The organism is Phycisphaeraceae bacterium (assembly GCA_019636675.1).
GTDB lineage: Bacteria > Planctomycetota > Phycisphaerae > Phycisphaerales > UBA1924 > JAHBXC01.
This window is the reverse complement of the sequence record JAHBXC010000001.1, coordinates 366,077-384,452: the sequence shown is the minus strand read 5'-3', so window position 1 is coordinate 384,452 and position 18,376 is coordinate 366,077. Positions and strand designations below refer to the sequence as shown.

16 protein-coding genes are annotated in these 18,376 nt (G+C 68.0%); 9 read left to right on the top strand and 7 right to left on the bottom strand.

The features are described 5' to 3' along the window. The first annotated feature begins 37 nt into the window (after window positions 1-37). From KF684_01610 to KF684_01580, 7 genes are all read left to right on the top strand, one after another. Window positions 38-646 carry a cob(I)yrinic acid a,c-diamide adenosyltransferase gene (locus KF684_01610; protein ID MBX3351604.1) on the top strand — a complete coding sequence of 203 codons (609 nt, stop codon included), beginning with the start codon at window positions 38-40 and terminating at the stop codon, window positions 644-646. Between the two features lie 10 nt (window positions 647-656). After that, on the top strand, window positions 657-2,180 hold the full coding sequence (locus KF684_01605; protein ID MBX3351603.1) for a serine/threonine-protein phosphatase: 1,524 nt from the start codon (window positions 657-659) through the stop codon (window positions 2,178-2,180). Window positions 2,181-2,875: 695 nt separating this feature from the next. Next, the gene (locus KF684_01600) at window positions 2,876-4,021 is read left to right on the top strand and encodes a hypothetical protein (protein ID MBX3351602.1); all 1,146 of its coding nucleotides are present in this window, start codon (window positions 2,876-2,878) and stop codon (window positions 4,019-4,021) included. Between the two features lie 162 nt (window positions 4,022-4,183). Further along, complete coding sequence (rpsO, locus tag KF684_01595) at window positions 4,184-4,453, top strand: 30S ribosomal protein S15 (protein MBX3351601.1); 270 nt, start codon at window positions 4,184-4,186, stop codon at window positions 4,451-4,453. A 382-nt stretch (window positions 4,454-4,835) separates the two neighbouring features. After that, on the top strand, window positions 4,836-7,340 hold the full coding sequence (gene pnp, locus KF684_01590) for a polyribonucleotide nucleotidyltransferase (GenBank protein MBX3351600.1): 2,505 nt from the start codon (window positions 4,836-4,838) through the stop codon (window positions 7,338-7,340). A gap of 315 nt (window positions 7,341-7,655) precedes the next feature. Next, entirely contained in the window at window positions 7,656-7,952 is a 297-nt protein-coding gene (locus KF684_01585) for a cold shock domain-containing protein (protein MBX3351599.1), read from the top strand. Window positions 7,953-8,067: 115 nt separating this feature from the next. Next, window positions 8,068-8,934, top strand: coding sequence for a hypothetical protein (locus KF684_01580; GenBank protein ID MBX3351598.1), 867 nt, complete (start codon window positions 8,068-8,070; stop codon window positions 8,932-8,934). On the opposite strand, the gene kynA is transcribed toward KF684_01580, so the two are convergent. Continuing rightward, window positions 8,935-9,789, bottom strand: a complete 855-nt coding sequence (gene kynA, locus KF684_01575; protein ID MBX3351597.1) for a tryptophan 2,3-dioxygenase — start codon at window positions 9,787-9,789, stop codon at window positions 8,935-8,937. Between the two features lie 84 nt (window positions 9,790-9,873). Beyond that, complete coding sequence (locus KF684_01570; GenBank protein ID MBX3351596.1) at window positions 9,874-10,128, bottom strand: hypothetical protein; 255 nt, start codon at window positions 10,126-10,128, stop codon at window positions 9,874-9,876. A gap of 184 nt (window positions 10,129-10,312) precedes the next feature. Between KF684_01570 and mnmG the strand changes: the two genes are divergently transcribed. Continuing rightward, window positions 10,313-12,190 carry a tRNA uridine-5-carboxymethylaminomethyl(34) synthesis enzyme MnmG gene (mnmG, locus tag KF684_01565; protein ID MBX3351595.1) on the top strand — a complete coding sequence of 626 codons (1,878 nt, stop codon included), beginning with the start codon at window positions 10,313-10,315 and terminating at the stop codon, window positions 12,188-12,190. A gap of 12 nt (window positions 12,191-12,202) precedes the next feature. Here the strand turns inward: mnmG and KF684_01560 are convergent, their stop codons facing one another. The 5 genes from KF684_01560 to KF684_01540 all read right to left on the bottom strand — a co-directional run bounded on the left by KF684_01560 (window position 12,203) and on the right by KF684_01540 (window position 17,826). Next, window positions 12,203-13,348 carry a response regulator gene (locus tag KF684_01560; protein MBX3351594.1) on the bottom strand — a complete coding sequence of 382 codons (1,146 nt, stop codon included), beginning with the start codon at window positions 13,346-13,348 and terminating at the stop codon, window positions 12,203-12,205. A 146-nt stretch (window positions 13,349-13,494) separates the two neighbouring features. Then, the gene (gene metF / locus KF684_01555; protein ID MBX3351593.1) at window positions 13,495-14,418 is read right to left on the bottom strand and encodes a methylenetetrahydrofolate reductase [NAD(P)H]; all 924 of its coding nucleotides are present in this window, start codon (window positions 14,416-14,418) and stop codon (window positions 13,495-13,497) included. A gap of 48 nt (window positions 14,419-14,466) precedes the next feature. After that, window positions 14,467-15,957: an adenosylhomocysteinase gene (gene ahcY / locus KF684_01550; GenBank protein MBX3351592.1), complete on the bottom strand. Its 1,491-nt coding sequence runs from the start codon at window positions 15,955-15,957 to the stop codon at window positions 14,467-14,469. A 154-nt stretch (window positions 15,958-16,111) separates the two neighbouring features. Beyond that, window positions 16,112-17,068, bottom strand: coding sequence for a metalloregulator ArsR/SmtB family transcription factor (locus KF684_01545; GenBank protein ID MBX3351591.1), 957 nt, complete (start codon window positions 17,066-17,068; stop codon window positions 16,112-16,114). A gap of 89 nt (window positions 17,069-17,157) precedes the next feature. After that, a complete protein-coding gene (locus KF684_01540) occupies window positions 17,158-17,826 on the bottom strand; it encodes a tetratricopeptide repeat protein (GenBank protein ID MBX3351590.1) in 669 nt (222 codons plus the stop codon). A 129-nt stretch (window positions 17,827-17,955) separates the two neighbouring features. On the opposite strand from KF684_01540, the gene KF684_01535 reads away from it, so the two are divergent. Continuing rightward, window positions 17,956-18,369: a hypothetical protein gene (locus KF684_01535; protein MBX3351589.1), complete on the top strand. Its 414-nt coding sequence runs from the start codon at window positions 17,956-17,958 to the stop codon at window positions 18,367-18,369. The last annotated feature ends 7 nt before the right edge of the window (window positions 18,370-18,376 follow it).

The following is an 18,376-nucleotide window of genomic DNA, read 5'->3' as shown; positions in this document are numbered from 1 at the left end:
TCGCGATTCATCACCACGGCGCGCACGCGAGACACGCATGGTCCGGCTGAGCAAGATCTACACCAAGTTCGGCGACGGCGGGCAGTGCATGCTCGGCGACGGATCGACCGTCCCCAAGACCCACATCCGCGTCGAGGCCTACGGCGAGGTCGACGAGGCCAACAGCGCGCTGGGGCTGGCTGTCATCGAGGCGGCACGCGCCGGCGCCGCGACCGGCGCGATGCGCGACCACCTCGTGGGCGTGCAGAACGAGCTGTTCGATGTGGGCGCCGACCTGTGCTCGCCCATCACCCCGGGCGAGAAGCCCGGCGAGCGCCTGCGCATCGAGAAGGCGCAGATCGATCGGATCGAAGCGCTGATCGACGAGTACAACACGCGTCTCAAGCCGCTCAACTCGTTCGTGCTGCCCGGGGGCACGGCGCTCGCCGCGGCGCTCCATGTCGCGCGCGCCGTCACCCGGCGCGCCGAGCGCGCCGCGACGCGCCTGCGCGCCGCCGAGCCCGAGCGCACCAACGAGCACGCGTGCGTGTACCTCAACCGTCTGAGCGACCTGCTGTTCGTCCTGGCGCGCGTCGCCAACATCGACCACGGCGGCGATGTCCTCTGGGTCCCAGGCGCCTCGCGCGAGCATACCCCTTCGGAGTGACGGCGCACGGATGAGCCAGACCTTCACCAGCGAGTTCCACGCCGAGTTCGAGGCCGAGCGCGTCGGCTGGCTGCGCCGTCGCTTCCTGTGGTACGCGGGCGTCGTGATCACGCTCGGGCTGATCAACTTCCTGCCCATGCTCGTCGCGTGGCTGTTCCCCGGCGCAATCGCGATCCAGGGCACCCCCGACGATGAGGGCATCGCCCGCGCCGTGCGGGTGAGCATCGGCGTTTCGCTGCCCTTCCAGATCGTCTCGCTGGGCATGTATGTCGCCGCTTTCGTTTATGTGTTCCGGCACAGTCTCGAGCGCGAGAAGACGCTGCGCCTCACGACCTGGCTGATCGTCCTGTCGGGGCTTCTCACGCTGGTCTCCACGCCCATCATGATCGAGACGCTGCGCGCCAGCGGGCTCGACCCGGCGAAGGCGGGTCGCTCACCGATCGCGGTCGCCGGGCTCGCGAGCGTGTTCTCGCTGCACTTCTTCGCGTGCCTGTTCCTGCCCTGGACGCCGCGCGAGTCGATCCGGCCGATGATCCCGCTGCTGGCGGCCAACCTGCTCGTGGTGATTTTCTACGCCGCGACCACGCTGGCGATCCTGCTGACCGTCGCGCTGTCGCCGATCGTGGTGCTGCCGGGGATCGGCGTGTGCTGGTGGCGCCACGGGCGCTTTCGCAACCGCTTCATGATCCGCACCATCCGGGGGCGCTACTACGACATGAAGCGCGAGCTCGTCGACGCGCGACGCATCCACGAGTCCCTCTTCCCCAAGGTCCACCTCGAGGGCCCCGTCAGCTTCGACTACCGCTACGAACCCATGCGCCAGATCGGCGGCGACTTCCTCTACCGGCGCTTCGCGCCCTCGCCCCACGGCGAGCAGTCGCGCCTCTCCGTCGTCATCATCGATGTCACCGGCCACGGCATCCCGGCGGCGCTCACCGTCAACCGCCTCCACGGCGAGCTCGAACGCCTCTTCGCCGAGAACCCCGACACCACCCCCGGCGCGCTCCTCGACGCGCTCAACCGCTATGTCCACCTGACCCTCGCCGAGCACAGCGTCTATGTCACCGCCCTGTGCATCCGCATCGATCCCAATCTGGGCGTCGAGGGCGCGCTCGAGTTCGCCAGCGGCGGGCACCCCCCGGCGTTCATCCGCACCGTCGACGGGCGCATCGAGCAACTCAACAGCACCGCCTTCGTGCTGGGCGCCGTGCCCACCGAGGCCTTCGACGCCGGCCAGGTCGCCGTGCGCTTCGGCCCGGGCGACACGCTCATCGCCTACACCGACGGCGCCATCGAGGCGCGCGACCAGAAGGGCAAGATGATCCGCGTCGACGGCATGATGCGCCTCGTCGCCAGCCCCTCGACCTGGGCCAACGGGAGCGCGGCACAGGGCATCCTCGACGCCGTCGACCGCCACCGCTTCGGCCCCATCGCCGACGATACGCTGATCGTCGAGATGTCTCGCGTCCTCCGCTCCGCCGGCGCCGCGCCCCTGACGACGAACACGACCCAGCAGAGCGTGACGACGAGCTGAACCTCTCTCTCTTCTCCGGTGCGTGGTGTCAACCTTCCTCAAAGGGTGGCGTGGTACGGCCGCAGGCCGTGCCACGGTTCGTCGTGCATTCCGCTGAGATGATGATGCATGCGTGCGCACCATCGAAGCGTGGGAGGTGAAGAGCCCGGGTCAGGAATGCCCCGGGGCGCCTGCGGGGAGAGACGAGAAAGACAGAGGAAGAAGAGCGAAGCCCAAAGAAGGGGTAGCCCTCACCCCAGCCCTCTCCCATTCGGCTTTGCCGAACAGGAGAGGGGGCCGGATTGCTCCGTCTCTTTTCCGTTCCGTCTCCTCTCCGCTATCCCTTCTCTCCGCTCCGCTCCCCCTCCTGTCGAGCGCAGCGAGATGGGAGGGGCCGGGGGAGGGCTACCCAATCTCCCGGCTTCCCTCCCCAACCTCTGCCTCTCTCTTCTCATCTTCTCTCTCCCCTCCGGCGCCACCACACAAAGTGTGGTGCCTACCCCTCCTCCTTTCCTCGATCTGAGAAAGACAGGGAGAAGGAAAGTGAAGCCCCAAGAAGGTGTAGCACCACACTTTGTGTGGTGGCACCCAGAATTTCGCAACTTTCCGGTTCTCAGACCTTCCAATCCGCCGCGTTTCCGGTAGATTGGGGTTGCACAGAGCGCGCCCTTCGGGGGCCGCGTTGATCGAGTCACTCCGTTCCGAGGAGCGTCGCCGTGAAGATCCGTTCGTGTGGTTCTGTTGTCGGCGTGCTCGCGTGCGCGTCGGTCGTTGTTGCGCAGGGTTCCGGGGGCGGGGGCGCGGCCAACAACCAGCACCTGCGGTTCACGCAGGTGCACGGCTTCACCTTCAGCACCATCGGCGACGCGGGCAACGCCCCGGCGATGGTGAACAACTGGTACGCGACCAAGCAGAACCCGGGCCCGACGCGCCCGCTGGGGGGCGTGGATTACGAGTACCGCATCGCCACCACCGAGGTGACCTGGGGGCAGTACTTCGACTTCGTGCAGGCGTACGCGCCGGTGATGCCCAATCAGTTCCGGCTCGGTATCGGGACCGATGACCGCATCGCGCCCGGGAACAACGCCCTGCCGAGTCCGATCCAGTTCGCGGGGTTGAGCGACGGCGTCCCGCAGTTCACGCTCGACCAGTCTCGCGCCGATAAGCCCGCCACCTCGACCTGGCACATCTTCGCGCGCATGGTGAACTGGCTGCACAACGGCGCCAGGCCCGCAAGCGAGGTCACCGGCGCCGACTTCGAGACCGGAGCGTACGACACCGCGACCTTTGCATTCATCGGCGATGGCCCAACTGGTGGTCCCTATCGGACTGACCAAGATTCACGCTCGCCTGGGGCGAAGTTCTGGATCCCCAGCGCCGACGAACTCGCCAAGGCGACCTTCTACGATCCCAACCGCCACGGCGAGGGGCAGGGCGGGTACTGGCTCTACGGCCATTCGAGCGATGACGCGCCGATTCCTGGCGACCCAGCGCTCGGCGGCGAAACCAACTCCGGCCGCGACGGCATCGAGTGGCCCGCCGGGCAGTTCCGCCCGCTCGACTCGGGCAGTTACCCGGGTGTGCAGAGCCCCTGGGGCCTGCTCGACACCGTCGGCGGCGGGCGCGAGTGGACGGAGACCTGGCGCGAGGGGGAGGAAAGCGAGTTCGAGCAGAACACACGGCTGCTTCTCCCCGCCGGGGCGTTCCGCATCACGGAGCGCGGGTTTCTCGGTGATTTCGAGCACACGGCAGCCACTTCCGGTTTCGGCACGCTCCGCCTCGCGACGCTGGTGCCGAGCCCCGGCGCTTCCACTGTTCTGCTGATTTCCGCGTGCTTCGCCGCGTGGCGAAGACGGTCTTGACATCCCCGCCCCCGTGCCCCGGCCCCTCGGCCTGCCTACCCTTCCGCTCGCCGGATCTGGTCCGGCGACCTGTCCCACATCCCAGAGCGTGCGTCCCGGCTCCGGCTGGGCCGCTCCGACCACTTGCCGGGCCCCTACAACGGGCCCACGGAGATCTTGCAGATGGCGATTCTTGCCGAGCAGAAGGCCACGATCATCAACGACTACAAGCGCAACGAGAGCGACACCTCGTCGCCCGAGGTGCAGGTCGCGATCCTGACCTATCGCATCAAGGACCTCACCGAACACCTGAAAATGCACAAGCAGGACTTCTCGAGCCGTCGCGGCCTGCTCATGCTGGCCGCCCGTCGCTCGCGCCTGCTCCGCTACCTCGCCAAGACCGACCGCGAGCGCTACCAGACGCTGATCCAGCGCCTCGGCCTGCGCAAGTAAGCCCGGGCCCCCCGGCCCTCGGCCCCCAGCGGCCGGGATCCGGCACGAAATCCCAGAAACCCCACACAGCCCCGGGCCCGCAAGGCCCGGGGCTGTTATACTGCCATCGGTCGGTATTGCTTTGACCCCGCTCGCGGCCCGGATGGGCTCGGCCAGTGCGGCAGCAGCCAACCCGCAGTCGCTCTCTCCGGAGAGGGGGATCTTCAGACTGCGGCTTGCCTTCTGCCCCTTGCGCCGAGGTCCGCTGCCCCGAGAAGACCCCGCTGGCGTTCGTGCGACCCTTCGCGCGACCCGACCGCGGATCGTGGGCGAGGAACCCCCTCGCGCACCCTCCGCGCGCACGGCTCGCTCAGGCGCCAGCAGCACTGGAAGCGCAGAACGAATGGCTCTCATCTCAGTTTCCCGCGAGATCGGCGGACGCACCCTCACCATCGAAACCGGCGAGGTCGCCAAACTCGCCACCGCGGCGGTGATCGCCCGCTACGGCGACAGCGCGGTCCTCGCGACCGTCATGCGCGCCAACCCGCGCGAAGGCCTCGACTTCTTCCCCATGCAGGTGGACTACCGCGAGAAGCCCTCCGCCGCCGGCAAGTTCCCCGGGGGCTTCAAGAAGCGCGAAGGCCCGCCGAGCGAGAAGGAAGTCCTCACGATGCGCCTGATCGACAGGCCCATCCGCCCGCTCTTCCCCGACGGCTTCATCGACGAGGTTCAGATCCAGTGCTGGGTCATGAGCCACGACGGCGAGAACGACACCGACATGCTCGCCGCCGTCGCGGCGTCCGCGGCGCTGTCCATCAGCAACGCGCCCTTCGACGGGCCCATCGGCACGGTGCGCGTCGGTCGTCTGTTCACCGATGACGGGCCCCAGTTCGTCGTCAACCCCACCGTCTCGCAGCTCGAGTTCAGCGACATGGACCTCGTCCTCGCCGGCCACAAGGACGGCGTGAACATGATCGAGGTCGGCGCCGCCGAGGTTGGCGAAGAGGATGTCCTCGACGCGATCAAGTTCGGCTACTCGCAGATCGAGGAGATCCTCGGCCTGATCAACGAGCTCGTGAAGAAGGCCGGCCAGCCCAAGGTCATGCCCGAGAAGCTCGCGGTGCCCGATCAGGATGTCATCGACGCGGTCAAGAAGATCGCGACCAAGGAGATGACCGCCGCCCGCCAGATCGTGGGCAAGGCCGATCGCAACAACGCGGTCGACGCGCTCAAGAAGAAGGTCCTCGACGAGCACTTCGCCGAGAACACCACCGGCACGGTCGAGGAGTGGAAGAACTCCGTCAAGCGCCGCGCGATGGCCAAGGAAGCCCTGCGCACGCTCGAGAAGAAGATCACCCGCTCGCTCATCGTCGAGAAGGGCAAGCGCGCCGACGGGCGCGCCGCCACCGAGATCCGCCCCCTCGAGATGAAAGTCGGCGTCTTCAAGCGCAACCACGGCAGCGCGTTCTTCCAGCGAGGCGAGACCCAGTCCCTCGTCTCCTGCAGCCTCGGAACAGGCAAGGACGAGCAGATCGTCGACGGCCTGCTCCCCGAGTACGCCAAGAAGTTCTACCTCCACTACAACTTCCCGCCCTTCTGCACCGGTGAAGCCGGGCGCATCATGGGCCCGGGGCGTCGCGAGATCGGCCACGGCGCCCTCGCCGAGCGCTCCCTCCTGGGCGTGCTCCCCAGCCCGGCCGACTTCCCCTACACCGTCCGCCTCGTCAGCGACATCACCGAGTCCAACGGCTCGTCGTCGATGGCCTCGGTCTGCGGCGGCTGCCTGGCCCTCATGGACGCCGGCGTCCCCATCCGCAACACCGTCGCCGGCATCTCGATCGGTCGCTTCAGCAACGAAGACGACTCGAAGGAAGTGTTCGTCACCGACATCATCGGCGAGGAAGACTTCTTCGGCGACATGGACTTCAAGGTCTCCGGTTCGCGCGAGGGCATCACCGGCATCCAGCTCGACCTCAAGGCCCGCGGCCTGAGCTTCGACCAGATCGAGAAGATCTTCGAGCAGGCCCGCGTCGGTCGTCTCCAGATCATCGAGCAGATGGAGAAGGTCATCGCGGCGCCGCGCCCCGAGGTCAGCCCCCTGGCGCCTCGCCTCGTGACGCTGCAGATCAACCCGGAGAAGATCGGCAAGCTGATCGGCCCCGGCGGCAAGACGATCCGCGCCATCCAGGAGAAGTGGGGCGTCAACATCGACGTCGAAGACGACGGCACCGTCATGATCTCGGGCCCCAACACCGAGGTCGTGATGTCGGCGCAGTCCGAGGTCGAGGCGCTCGGCGCCGACGTCAAGGTCGGCGCGGTCTATACCGGCAAGGTTGTTTCGGTGAAGGACTTCGGCGCCTTCGTCGAGCTGGCCCCCGGCACCGACGGCATGTGCCATGTCTCCGAGCTCTCCGACGGCTACGTCAAGAGCGTCAGCGACGTGGTCAAGGTCGGCGACACGATCACCGTCAAGGTGATCAACGTCGACGATCAGGGGCGCATCAAACTCTCGCGGCGCGCGCTCATGACCGAGGGCAAGCCCGAGGGCGAGCGCTCCGGCGGCGGCGACCGTGGCGATCGGGGCGAGCGTCGCGATCGCGGCGAGCGCAGCGACCGCGGCGATCGGGGCGGGGACCGTGGCGAGCGTCGCGACCGCGGCGAGCGTTCCGACCGTTCCGAGCGCAGCGAGCGCCCGGCGCGCGAGGAGAAGGCCGAGCGTCCCGCCCCCAAGGCGAAGGTCGAACTCGTCGACGAGGATGGCGGGGATGAGCCCGACACCGACCACGACGGGCCCGAGACCGAGGGCGCCGAGGGCGGCGAGCCGAAGCCCAAGCGCAAGCGTCGTCGTCGTCGTCGCGGCGCCAAGTCCGACTCCGGCGAGGCGGCGCCCGAGACCGCCGACGCCTGATCTGTCTCAGATTTGTGCTTTTCCTGCGCGAAAAAGCACAGAAATGTGACATCTAACCCGTTCAAGGCATACGCCGACCGCCCGAATTTCATCGGGCGGTCGGCGTTCTTGTTGGAAACGATTGCGTTTCGCCGAACTCGGAAGTAACTTGGGGTTGTTCGCGTCTGCGAGGGTCGTGGCATGGTCAGCCGCGGCCGGTAGGGCGCGAGGAAGTGCGGTTGCGTTTCCGCTTTCCTCGTCACTTCGCGCACTCTGGTCTGAGAGGCCAGGTGTCGAAGCGTGGCCCGCACCGCAACCCGGACGAGGGTCTGGCGTATGAGCAGCATTCCGCGCACACACGGGCAAACACTCACAGGCGTCGAAGGCGTTGTGAAATGGTTTGATCCGAAGAAGGGCTTCGGCTTCATCGTCGGCCCCGAGGGTCAGGACATCTTCGCGCACTTCTCGTGCATCGACGGTCAGGGCTACCGAGTCCTCACCGACGGCGCGAAAGTCGTCTACGACGCGCAAGAAACGCCCAAGGGCTGGCACGCGACGAAAGTCGAGCGGATCGACGATCCCGAGATCGTCGTGAGGCCCAGACGCAAGTACTCGCGCTCGCCAAGGCGATGAGCCGGGGCTCGAGCCCCGGCGCTGATCCCGGGGTTTGATCCCGGTGGTTTCCGTCGGCGGCGTGCGGGGGCGACCGGGGGCGACCGGGGGCCGGGTCGCTTCTATCCTCGCTCGCATGAACGCGTCCCTGTGGTTTATCCTCGGACTCGCGCTCGGGCTGGCGATCGCGTTGCCAGCGGTGCTGTTGCTGACGCGCCGTCTGGTGCGCCGGGCGCGCGTCGCGGAGCGCCGGGCCCGGGACGCGCGCCGGATGGCGGAGATCGGCGCGATGACCGGCGGGCTGGCCCACGAGATCAAGAACCCGCTCTCGACGATCGGGCTGAACGCGCAGCTCCTTGCCGAGGGCATCCACGATTCGCCGCTGCCGGCCGAGCAGAAGACCCGTCTCACCAGGCGGATCGATGCCCTGCGCCGCGAAGCCGAGCGTCTGCGCGACATCCTGTCGGACTTCTTGCGCTTCGCTGGCGCGGTCCACCTCGAACCCCGGCCGGTGGACCTCAACACCGTGGTGGACGAGCTGGCGGATTTTTACATTCCCCAGGCCGAGGCCGCCGGCGTGCGGTTCCGCGCGGAGCTGGCGCAGGAACCGCTGATCGCGAATCTCGACCCAACGCACTTTAAGCAGGCGCTGCTGAACCTGCTCCTGAACGCGACGCAGGCGATGGGGGGTGTGAGGCCCGAGGGCGACCCTGCGCCGCGCGCCAAGGAATTGATCCTGAGGACGGAGCGAACGCGCTCGGAGGGGACCGACGCGTGCGCCGTGCACGTGATCGACACGGGCCCGGGCATCCCCGACGAGCTGCTCGAGAAGATCTTCGTGCCGTACTACACGACCAAGTCCGGGGGCAGCGGGCTCGGTCTGCCCACGACGCGTCGGCTCGTGGAAGAGCACGGCGGGACGATCGAGGTTCGCACCGAGCAGGGGATCGGGACCGATTTCGTCATTACGCTGCCACTGTCGGGCGCGATCGAGAACGGGTGATCACGCGCCGGCGGGCGCGTCGATCTGGGTGCGCACATCCCACAGCTCGGGGAAGAAGATCTGATCGAGGGCGCGCCGGAGGAACTCGACGCCCGAGCTGCCGCCGGTGCCCTTCTTGAGCCCGATGATGCGATGCACGGTCTTGAGGTGCCGGAACCGCCACTGCTGGAACTGCTGCTCGACATCGACGAGCTTCTCGCACATCTCGTAGGCGTCCCACCACTTCGACGGGTTTTCGTAGATGGTCTTGAAGACCGCGACGACGCCGTCGTTCGGCTGATAGGGCGTCGACCAGTCGCGCTCGACGCACTGGGCCGGCACCGGCAGGCCCCGGCGCGCGAGGAGGCGCAGGAACTCGTCGTAGACGCTGGGCGAGCGGAGGATGGCCTCGAGGAAGGCGTGGGCGTCTGGCCGGTCCTTGTGCACCGCGAGCATCGGGGCGCTCTTGTTGCCGAGCAGGAACTCGATGGCCCGGTACTGGACGCTCTGGAAGCCGCTCGCGTTGCCCAGCACGCCGCGGAACTGGACATACTCGCTGGGGGTCAGCGTCTCGAGGACCGCCCACTGCGAGAAGAGCTGGTCCTGGATCTGCTTGACGCGCGCGAGGATCTTGAAGCACGGCTCGAGATCGTCGCGCCGGATGCAGCCGATCGCGGCGGTCAGCTCGTGGATGACGAGTTTCATCCACAGCTCAGAGGTCTGGTGCTGGATGATGAAGAGCATCTCGTCGTGGTGCGCCGGGCTCGAAAGCGGCTGCTGCGCCCCGAGGATCAGGTCCAGCCGGAGGTACTCCGAATAGGTCATCCGATCCTTGAAATCACGATGGATGCTCGATTCGAGCTCTCGCTGCGCCACGCTGGTGCTCCTGCTGACCGTTTGGTCCGGTGTGCGTGAGCATAGCGCCGGGGGCGCGTGGGGCGCCGGGGGCGCCGGGGGCGGTCAGCGGTCCGTGGCCTCGACGAGCGCCGTGGGCGGGGCGGTCGGCCCGATGTTCGAAGGAAGGGCTTCGGCCAGCGAGGTCCGCGTGCCCGGCCGGGGGCTGGGCGCGTCGGCGCGAAGCGCGAGGAAGTCGTGCCGCGCCGACTGGAGGCAGCCCCCCGACGCGACGCATGCGCCCACAAGGGCAGCGCCGAGCAGGGCGCGTCGTGCCGCGTCGATCATCCGGGTTGTGGCGCAGGCGTGGATGTCGTGCATCGGTCGGTGTCCTGACCTCGTGCGGTCCGAGTACAGCATCGGCTATGCCCTCGAACGGATAGACCGTTCGTGGCTGCTCACTTCGGACCGATGTTCGGGTCGTCGCGGTGAAAGCGGTCGGGGAGACTGGCGAGGCGGTGCGTGCCTCATCTGCCGCGGCGGTGTCGCATATTCTCTCAGACGCATGAGCCCCGGCCAAGGTCCATCCGAGAACCGCACGCCCGAGAACGGTCGTCCCGATCGGTTCGATGTGCTCGTCGTCGGTGGGGGGCACGCCGGCATCGAGGCGGCGTGGAGCGCGGCCAACGCAGGCGTGCGCGTGGCGATCGTCACGCTCGACGCGTCCAAGATCGGCGTGATGTCGTGCAATCCGGCGATCGGCGGTCTCGCCAAGGGACAGATGGTCCGCGAGATCGACGCGCTGGGCGGGCTGATGGGGCGCATCACCGACGCGACGGGCATCATGTTCAAGGCGCTGAACACCTCCAAGGGCGCGGCGGTGCGCGGCCCGCGCGCGCAGTGCGACAAGCACGCGTACGCCGAGGAGGCGCAGCGCCTGATCCGCGCGCGCCCCGAGATCGCCGTCATCGAGGGCGGCGTCGAGCGTCTCCTGTTCGAGGACGGGGCGCTCGCGGGAGCGATCGTGCGCGAGCGCCGAGTGGGCGAACAGGTCGCGGTCAGGGCGCGCGCCGTCGTGCTGACCACCGGCACCTTCATGCGCGGGCTCATGCACACCGGCGAGGACCGGACCCCGGGTGGGCGCGTGGGCGAAGCGCCGGCGACGGGCATCTCCGCGTCGCTTCGCGAGCTTGGATTCGAGATGGGACGGCTGAAGACCGGCACCCCGCCGCGATTGCGCCGCTCGACGATCGACTGGGACGCGCTCGAGCCCCAGCGCGGCGACGAGCGTCCCGCGCCGTTCAGCGACATGACAGAGCCGTCGCGGTTCCCGCTGATCGGGCAGGTTGAGTGCCGCATCACGCGGACGAACGAGCGAGTGCACGGCGCGATCCGGGCGAACCTGCATCGGGCGCCGATGTTCTCCGGACAGATCGAGTCGCGCGGGCCGCGCTACTGCCCGTCGATCGAGGACAAGGTCGTGCGATTCGCCGACAAGGACTCGCACCAGGTCTTCCTGGAGCCAGAGAGCCACCGGGACGATTCGATCTACTGCAACGGCATCGCGACCTCGCTCCCTCGCGACGTACAGGAGACGATCGTGCGCGGGATGGCCGGCTGCGAACGGGCCGAGATCCTGCTGCACGGGTACGCGGTCGAGTACGACATGGTCCCGCCGCACCAGATCGACGCGACCACGATGACCAAGCGCATCGAGGGGCTGTTCCTCGCCGGCCAGATCAACGGGACGAGCGGGTACGAGGAGGCGGGCGCGCAGGGGGTGATCGCCGGCGTCAACGCCGCCCGGTTCGCGCTGGGTGAGTGCCTCGTGACGCTCGGGCGCGATCAGGCGTACATCGGGGTGCTGCTCGACGATCTGGTGACGAAGACCCCGACCGAGCCGTACAGGATGTTCACGAGCCGCGCCGAACACCGGCTGTTGCTTCGCGCCGACAACGCGCCGGACCGGCTCACCCCGCTGGCGCGCGAGTGGGGGATCTGCGACGACGCCCGATGGTCTCGTTTCGAGAGCCGTCGCGAGGAGCGTGCGGCGCTGGAGGAGACGATCCAGCGGGCGCACCTCGAAGGCGTGCCGCTGGCGCGGGTCTGCAAGCGCCAGGAGTTCGGCGTCGACGACCTGCGCGGCGTGCTCGCGCGACTCGCGCCGAGGGTGTGGAGCGAGGAGACGCTGGTCTCGGCGCTGACCGATCAGAAGTACGAGGGGTACCTGCGTCGGCAGCGGGCCGAGATCAAGCGTCAGGAGAGCATGGAGCGCCGGAGGATCCCGGAGCATGTCGCGTACGAGAGCGTCGACGGGCTTCGCAACGAGGCGAGGCAGGCGCTGGCCCGGTTCCGGCCCAGCACCTTCGGCCAGGCCGGGCGGCTCGAGGGCGTGACCCCGGCGGACCTGACGCTGCTGCTCATCGCGTCGAGGCGGCGCTGATGCGAGGTCGACTCAGTGGGAATCGGCGGGCTCGCGCACCGCGGCACGCTTGCAGGCGTTGATAACCGCCTGAATCGCGATCATGGCCTCGTCGAGGTCGTGCGTCGCGTCGATCTCCCTGAGGGCGGCCTGCGCGACGCGATCGATCGGCATGAACCCGTGCGCCCCGGCGCTACCCCGGATGCTGCCGATGTGCTGGCGCACCGCCGCGATGTCGCGTTTCTCGACGGCGTCGGCGATGGTGTCGCTGAGCCGGTGGCAGTCCTGCACATAGTGCGCAATGAGCTCGCTCGTGGAATCATCGGCGAGCGTCGAGAACAGCATCGTGGTCACCTCGGGCTCGCACCCGCCGGCGATCAGGAATTCGGCTGCGGCCTGCTGCAGCAGCGAGAGGTCCATGGGTTTCGAAAGAACCTCGTTCGCGCCCGTGCTCAGGAGCTGCGACCGCTGCGTGGGGTTGCGCTCGGGCGTGATCGCGACGATCGGCCCGGCGAATCCCGCCTTGCGCAGGCCGACGACCGCGTCGGCGCCGCTGGCGTCGGGGAGCGTGGTGTCGAGGAACACGAGGTCGGTGGCGTGATCGAGAATCTGCCTCGCATCCTCGAGACTCTGCGCGTAGGTGATGTCGAGGTTCGTGCCTTTGAAGTAGTGCGCGATGAGGCGCTGATCGGGGCGGAAGTCCTCGACGACGAGCACCTTGCCCATGAGCCGGGCCAGATCGACCTGTTCGACGTTGAACCCCGGCTCGCTGGTCGGCGGGACAAAGTCCTTTGGGTTGAGCTTGCTCTCGAACTGCACCGCGACCTCGTGCAGGCGTCCCTTCACGTGGGTGCAGCGCGTCGTGCGCCCGCGGAAGGTCTTGACCTCGTCGAGCTTGTCGCGGAGCACCACGGCGACCGGGCTGCCGGGGTGGACATAGCCGCCGTGGAGGAAGGCGATCCCGCCCGACGACAGGTTGCGCGGCGAGACATAGAAGGTCTGCGCGAGCCCGTTCTGCTTGATCGAGGTGAGGATCCGGTTGCGATACCGCCAGCGCTTCGTGCCGCGTTTCGTTGCCCCACCGTCGGCGCCGGAGGCCTTGTCGAGGGCGTCGAGCAGCGCGGAGCACTCGTGGGCCGCGAGCCGGACCGAGTCGATGATGTTTTCTTTGGAACTCATGGATGCGCAGCGACCCGTAAAGAGTGTCACCCCTTGGTCGGCGCATCGTGACCTTCACACAAGCGCAACAGCCCGTGTTTCGGGTCTGGCGGGAGGTCTGTGCTTCCATGGAACTGATCGGGAGCCCGGGATATTCGGACCAGGCGTCACGCGAGCGCGAGAGAGTCCTTAACGCCCAGGTTCGCGTAGATCTCGCGGGTCGCGGTCGATCGGTTGAGCGTGTAGAAGTGGATGCCCGAGACCTCATGATCCAGCAGGTCGCGGCACTGCTCGGTTGCCCAGTGCACGCCCACGCGACGCACCGCCGCCGGGTCGTCGCCGGCTCGCTGGATCGCTCGGATCAGCGACGCCGGGAACCGCGCACCCGCGGCCAGGTCGGCCATGCGCTTCATGCCGGCGGCCGAGGTTATCGGCATCACGCCTGCGATGATGGGGACAGTGATCCCGGCGAGCTTGCAGCGCTCGCGGAAGTCGTAGAAGTCGCGGTTATCGAAGAAGAGTTGCGTGATGATGAACGACGCGCCGGCGTCCACCTTCGCCTTGAGGTGGTCGAGCTCGACGAGCCGGTTGGGCGTGGAGGGGTGGCCCTCGGGGTACCCGGCAACCCCGATCCCGTAGCCGCGCGGGTCGCGGATGTTCCTGCCCCCGGAGCGGTCCTTAAAGGCGCGGACGAACGAGACCAGGTCGCGTGCGTGCCGGAACGCGTCGATGCGTCGGTCGTGGTCGGGCTTGCTGCGCGGCGTGTCGCCCCCGAGCGCGAGGATGTTGCCGATGCCGGCGTTCGCGTACTCCTCGAGGATGTCGTAGATCTCCGCCTCGGTGTGGCACACGCAGGTGAGGTGGGGGAGGATCTCGAGACTCGTCTCGCGCTTGAGGCGCAGCACGAGGTCGATGGTGATCCGGCGAGTCGTGCCGCCCGCGCCGTAGGTGACCGAGACGAACGACGGGCGCAGGGCCTCAAGCTCGCGGATAGCCGCGAACAGCTCGGATGCGGACGCCTCGTCCTTCGGGGGGAAGAACTCGAAGGAGAAGGTCGTGCCTCGCTGCTTGATGAGGTCGCTGAAGTGCATGGGAAGCGCCCCGTCGCGCTCTCGCGCGCCGGGGCGGGGTGTATTCGATCAGTAGCGGTAGTGGTCGGGCTTGTAGGGGCCGTTGACGGGCACGCCGATGTAGTCGGCCTGCTCCTTGGAGAGGGTGGTCAGCTTCGCGCCGAGCTTGGCCAGGTGCATGCGCGCGACCTTCTCGTCGAGGTGCTTGGGCAGGGTGTAGACCTGCTTCTCGTAGTTCGAGTGGTTCTTGAAGAGCTCGATCTGCGCCAGCGTCTGGTTGGCGAACGAGGTGGACATCACGAACGAGGGGTGGCCCGTCGCGTTGCCCAGGTTCAGCAGGCGTCCCTCGGAGAGGATGATGACGCTGTGCTCCTCGACGCCGCGGGCCTTGTCGGCCTTGAAGCGGAACTCGTCGACCTGGGGCTTGATGTTGCGGCGTTCGACGCGCCCTTCCTTGATCCACTTCTCCATGCCGGCCATGTCGATCTCGTTGTCGAAGTGGCCGATGTTGCCGACGATGGCGTTGTGCTTCATCTTCGACATGTGGTCGACGGTGATGATGTCCTTGTTGCCGGTGGTCGTGACGAAGATATCGCCGCGGGCGAGCATGTCGTCGAGCAGGACGACCTCGTGCCCGTCCATGCATGCCTGCAGGGCGCAGATCGGGTCGACCTCGGTGACGAAGACGCGTGCCTTCTGTCCCACGAGCGCCTCGGCGCAGCCCTTGCCGACGTCGCCGTAGCCAGCGACGACGCACTTCTTGCCCGAGAGGAGCACGTCGACGGCGCGCATGATGCCGTCGGGCAGCGAGTGGCGGCAGCCGTACTTGTTGTCGAACTTGCTCTTCGTGACCGAGTCGTTGACATTGATCGCCGGGAAGAGCAGGGTGCCGTTCTTGGCGAAGGTGTACAGACGGTGCACGCCGGTGGTAGTCTCTTCCGAGACGCCGCGGATGTGGGGGACCATGCGCGTCCAGAAGGTCGGGTCTTCGAGGAGCTTGTCCTTGATGATCTGCAGGATGATGCTGAACTCGTGGTTGTCGGTGGACGCGGGGTCGGGGAGCGTTCCGTCCTTCTTGAACGCGAGCTCGGCCTTGTAGCCCTCGTGGATGAGGAGGGTCGCGTCGCCGCCGTCGTCGACGATGACGTTGGGGCCGTTGCTGCCGGTCGCGTCGGCCGGGAAGGTCAGCGCCTGCAGCGTGCACCACCAGTATTCCTCGAGCGTCTCGCCCTTCCACGCGAAGACCGGGGTCTTCTTGCGTTCGGCGATCGCGGCGGCGGCGTGGTCCTGCGTGCTGAAGATGTTGCAGGAGGCCCAGCGCACATCGGCGCCCAGTGCCTCGAGAGTCTCGATCAGCACCGCGGTCTGGATCGTCATGTGCAGCGAGCCGGTGATCCGCGCGCCCTTGAGGGGCTGGCCCTTCGCGAACTCCTCGCGGCAAGCGATCAGGCCGGGCATCTCTTCCTCGGCCAGCTCGATCTCGTGGCGCCCCCATTTCGCGAGCGAGAGGTCGCGGACTTTGTACGGAAGATCGCAGGTGAGGGGCAGGCCGGTGTTCATGAAAGTCGCGGAACCCTTGGCGGAGGGCTTGACGGTCGGCGAAGCGGGTGCGGTGGTCACGATCGGCTCCTTCGTCGTGCGGGGAATGGTTCGTCAGGTCTGAATCGACGCCCGCCGCGACGCTCGCGCCGGGGTCGTGGTGAATCACTCGGGGTCAGGCGTCCGGCGCGTTGGCCGTCGCGACAAACAGACTCGGGCCCTTGCTGTCGGGCCATGCGGGCAGGGCATCGATACGAACGCCCTGCAGGCCGACGCGCTCGAGCATGGCGCGGGCGCGGGACTCGCTGAAACCAAGGTGCTTGTGGCCCATCTGCTGGCGGTATTCGCGCCGGTCGTGCTCGTACATGTCCACGACGAGGGCGCGCCCGCCCGGCTTGAGGATCCGGCGCATTTCTCGCACCGCGTCCTCGGGCTTGTCGAGGTGGTGCAGCACAAGCACGCAGACCGCGGCGTCGACGCTCGCGTCGTCCAGCGGGAGCGAACCGAGGTCTCCTCGCTTAAACGAGATGTTTCTCGAGCCGTCGAGGCGCTGGCGCGCTGCGCGGAGCATGACCTCGCTGGAGTCGATCGCGATCACGCGCTTCACACGCCCGGCCAGCAGCTCGGCGGCGTTGCCCGTGCCGCAGCCCAGATCGGCGACGATCCACTCTCGGGGCAGCAGCGCGAGCAGCGCCGGCGCGGTGAAGGACGATCCGAAGAGCTGCGTGCGAAGGTCGTCCCACGCGCCGGCGACGCGGCCGAAGAAGGACGAGGAATCGGTCTTGCGATCGTCGAGGACCGCTTCGAGCCGGCGCAGGTCCTCGCGCAGCTCGGCGCTGTCGCCCATCTGCTCGCGAACCGTGACCCAGAGCGCGCGTGCCTCGGAGGAGAGGTCGTCGAGGACGAGACGGTACATCGTGGCCGTGCCGTCGGCCCGCTTGAGGAGCCACCCGCCGTCGCTGAGCACCTTGAGGTGCCGGCTGACCGTGGACTGCGGGATCTGGAGGACGCGACCGACCTCGCCCACCGAGAGCTCCTCGCGCTCGAGGAGCCGGCACAGGCGAAGCCGGAGCGGCTCGCTGAGGGCCGCCAGTCGCTCGGTCACCGGGATGGAGGGGCTTGCCTGCTTCATCCGTTCATCCGGATGAAGTGTAGAAGCGTCCGAACGGCTGTCAAACTTGAGGCGTCGGCGCCCCGTTGTCCGGAAATCGCGCCGGGTTGTCAGCCGACCTGCTCGGAGGGCTGGAGCGCGAAGGTGGGGCCGGGGGTCTCGCCGTAAGCCCGGATGCGGTCCTGGATCTCCACATTGGCGAGGTCGAGGAAGAGGGCCATACGGAGCCGGGTGAGGGCTTTGGAATCATCGCCGAGGGCTTCGTAGAGGTCGGCGAGGGCGATCTGGGGGGCGACGGAGCGGCCTCGGTCGAGACGGGCGGCGGTGAGCAGGGCGTTCTCCGCGACATCGGCGTCCCCGGCGAGGGACGCGTACTTGCCGAGCCGCAGCCAGTCGCTGACGGCGTTGCGCTGCTCGGCGCGACCACGCAGCAGGCGGTACATGGCCTGCGAGTCTCCGGAGCGGACCATGGACTCGGCCAGGAAATCGAGGATCTCGGGGTCGTCGGGGCGAGCGGCAAGGGCGAGCTCGAACTGGCGGCGCGCCTCTGCCGGGCGGTCCGTCTCCAGGAGGACTCGCCCCAGCCCCACGCGGCTGTGGACCCGCCCGGGCGAGCGGTCCAGCGCCTGCTGGTACTTCTGGGCCGCGGTGTCGAACTGCTCGCGGCTCTCGGCCCGGGCGGCCTGCTCTTCCAGCGCGATCACCGAGACCGGGGCGCACCCCGAGAGGGCGACCAGGGAGAGGGCGGACAGGACAAGCAGTGACCCGATCGTGCGCATGACGGCGTGACTCCAGGGATGCGCGGGTCGCTCGTGCGACGACCCGCGAGAAGCGTCGTATCCGAAGGGCTGGAGTGTATCGCTTTCCGGACCGTCCAGCGCGCCCCACCGGCGTGAGTATCCTCGCCTATGCCCCCGATGGCGCTCCTGCGGCACACCCTGCCCGACGGCACAAGCCACTACGACTGGCTCCTCGCGCGATCCGAGCGCGTCGGCGCAGACGAACGATGCCTGCTGACCCTGCGGGTCGCCCAAAGGGTGGACCGCCTGCAGGAAGGCGCCGTCGCCGCGGAACGCCTGCCCGATCACAGGGGGGTCTATCTCGAGCACGAGGGGCCGGTCTCGGGGGGGCGCGGGCGGGTCGCTCGCGTCGCGAAGGGCGAGTGCGCCATCGTCGAAGAAACCCCCGACCTCATCGCCGCGACGCTGCGATGGGAAGGCGCCGTTGCCGCGCTGCGGGTTCGGGCCACGCGAGAAGCGGACGGGTCGTTTCTCGTCGTGATCGCCCCGATCGTCGATGACGCCGCTCGGGAAGTCCGATAGACACACC

Coding starts and splice junctions, on each gene's coding strand:
- KF684_01610 (MBX3351604.1), top strand. CDS start 38: ATGGTCCGGCTGAGCAAGATCTACACCAAGTTCGGCGACGGCGGGCAG.
- KF684_01605 (MBX3351603.1), top strand. CDS start 657: ATGAGCCAGACCTTCACCAGCGAGTTCCACGCCGAGTTCGAGGCCGAG.
- rpsO (MBX3351601.1), top strand. CDS start 4,184: ATGGCGATTCTTGCCGAGCAGAAGGCCACGATCATCAACGACTACAAG.
- pnp (MBX3351600.1), top strand. CDS start 4,836: ATGGCTCTCATCTCAGTTTCCCGCGAGATCGGCGGACGCACCCTCACC.
- KF684_01585 (MBX3351599.1), top strand. CDS start 7,656: ATGAGCAGCATTCCGCGCACACACGGGCAAACACTCACAGGCGTCGAA.
- KF684_01580 (MBX3351598.1), top strand. CDS start 8,068: ATGAACGCGTCCCTGTGGTTTATCCTCGGACTCGCGCTCGGGCTGGCG.
- KF684_01570 (MBX3351596.1), bottom strand. CDS start 10,128: ATGCACGACATCCACGCCTGCGCCACAACCCGGATGATCGACGCGGCA.
- mnmG (MBX3351595.1), top strand. CDS start 10,313: ATGAGCCCCGGCCAAGGTCCATCCGAGAACCGCACGCCCGAGAACGGT.
- KF684_01560 (MBX3351594.1), bottom strand. CDS start 13,348: ATGAGTTCCAAAGAAAACATCATCGACTCGGTCCGGCTCGCGGCCCAC.
- metF (MBX3351593.1), bottom strand. CDS start 14,418: ATGCACTTCAGCGACCTCATCAAGCAGCGAGGCACGACCTTCTCCTTC.
- ahcY (MBX3351592.1), bottom strand. CDS start 15,957: ATGAACACCGGCCTGCCCCTCACCTGCGATCTTCCGTACAAAGTCCGC.
- KF684_01545 (MBX3351591.1), bottom strand. CDS start 17,068: ATGAAGCAGGCAAGCCCCTCCATCCCGGTGACCGAGCGACTGGCGGCC.
- KF684_01540 (MBX3351590.1), bottom strand. CDS start 17,826: ATGCGCACGATCGGGTCACTGCTTGTCCTGTCCGCCCTCTCCCTGGTC.
- KF684_01535 (MBX3351589.1), top strand. CDS start 17,956: ATGCCCCCGATGGCGCTCCTGCGGCACACCCTGCCCGACGGCACAAGC.